The sequence below is a fragment of the Micromonospora sonneratiae genome (genome assembly GCF_042679305.1).
GTDB lineage: Bacteria > Actinomycetota > Actinomycetes > Mycobacteriales > Micromonosporaceae > Micromonospora_H > Micromonospora_H sonneratiae.
In genome coordinates this window covers 1-1621 of sequence record NZ_JBHTMP010000152.1, presented here as the reverse complement: position 1 = coordinate 1621, position 1621 = coordinate 1, and the positions used below count along the sequence as shown (strand labels likewise).

The following is a 1621-nucleotide window of genomic DNA, read 5'->3' as shown; positions in this document are numbered from 1 at the left end:
GCCACGTCCGCCGATCGGGCGGCGGCCTCGGCTGAGCGGTGCCAGCCGACCACCTCGCGGATGAACCGCCCGTCCGCTGCGGCCAGCAGTCGGCCCAGTTCGTACGCGGCCGTGTCGGTGACGTCGTCGGCTGCCGCGCCGCCGGACCCCAGCAGCGGCGAGCGGTAGCCGACCGTGGTAGGGCTGCCATCGCGGGCCGTACCGGTCAGCGGCACCGCCCCGTCGGGGCGTAGCACCGGGTCGCTGCCGGTCGCGGGCTCCCCGAAGGCCGCCACATCCAGGTCGGCCGCCAGTCGTTCGAAGGTGCCACCGGTCGAACCGGTGACGAACGACCACGACGCGAGCACCACCAGCGTCGGTGGTGTGCCGGTCGTCGTCGACCAGGCGTCGTCGCGGGCCTCCAGCGAGACCAGGCACGCCAGCCAGGTGGTGGGCCCGGTCCCGGCCAGCGGCAGTCGGTTTGCGGTGACGACGGAGAACCAACCGTCGTCGTCGTTGCCGGCCAGGGCGGTGTCGGCGAGGTTGACCTGGCGGACGTGGGTCAACAGCGCAACGTCGGCGCGGCTCGGCAGCAGCGCCCGGAACGTCGCGATGTCCTTGACCTGTAGCCCGCGCACCTGCTGGTTCGGGTCCACCGGCTGGTTGGCGGCCAGTGCCGCCACCACCGTGCTGCCGACGAGTCCCTGAAGGGTCCCGTTGACGAGCTTGCCCTCGTCGGCGCGGACGACCAGCAGCGCCAGCCACGGTGTGCCGTCGGCCAGCCGACGCTCCCAGGGCAGGGTGCGCCGGCCGAGCACGGCGTGCGGCAGTCGGTCGCCGAACGTCCCGACGGCGTCCGCCGGGGGGTGCTGCGCGGCGACTTCGCTGGCGTCCAGGGCGAACCGGGGTGCGTCGACCTGTACGTGGGTGGCGTGGGTGGGCGGCGACTGGAGTTGCCCACCGGTCGTGGGCCGCACGTCCAGGGTGGAGCTGACCCGGTAGAGCCCTGCCCGCAGGGCCGGCTCCACCCGGTCGTACAGGCGCACGGAGCCGGGCGCCACAGGTGTCTCGGTCATCTCAGCCTTCCCTCGTCACCGGACCGGCCTGCGCCGGGCCGGGCTCGAAACCCACCAGGGTGGTCGGAGCGGGGTCCGCCGCGGTACGCCGGGTCAGGCCCGCCGTGCGGGTGGACAGGTCGGGTGCGGACGGGGCGGCGAACACGCTGGCCAGGCGTTCCCGCGCAGCCCGGTCGTCCGGCTCGATCGAGTCGTCACCGTCGCCGACCACCCCGCTGAGCTGCCACCGTTCCCCGGTGCGCACCAGCACGCTGATCGCCCGGGCGGACTTCTCGGCCTCGACGCTCAGCACGATCCGCTGCCGTGGGCCGGCCTCGGGTGTGACGTACCGGCCGCTGACCCGGACACCGTCGACGTCGACGTCCACGTCGTCGAGGTCGGCGCCCGGGGCGACCGCCTCCACCGTGACCACGACCCGGCGGACCGTGGTCGGCAGGTCGGTGACGAGTCCGTCGACCTCTCCGGCCAGCAGCGCGGCAGGCACCGGGACGTGCTCACCGGCCCGGCGGTAGCGGGCCGGTGGCCGCCACGGGTACGGCAGCCGGACGGTCGCGCCGGGCGCGACC

The 1621-nt window shown here is 74.8% G+C and carries 2 protein-coding genes; both read right to left on the bottom strand.

What is annotated here, in order from left to right; genetic code table 11:
- The coding region (locus tag ACFQ4H_RS34730) for a hypothetical protein (protein WP_377579512.1) at positions 1–1055 on the bottom strand (1055 nt) is incomplete at its 3' end.
- Position 1056: 1 nt separating this feature from the next.
- The coding region (locus ACFQ4H_RS34725; protein WP_377579510.1) for a hypothetical protein at positions 1057–1621 on the bottom strand (565 nt) is incomplete at its 5' end.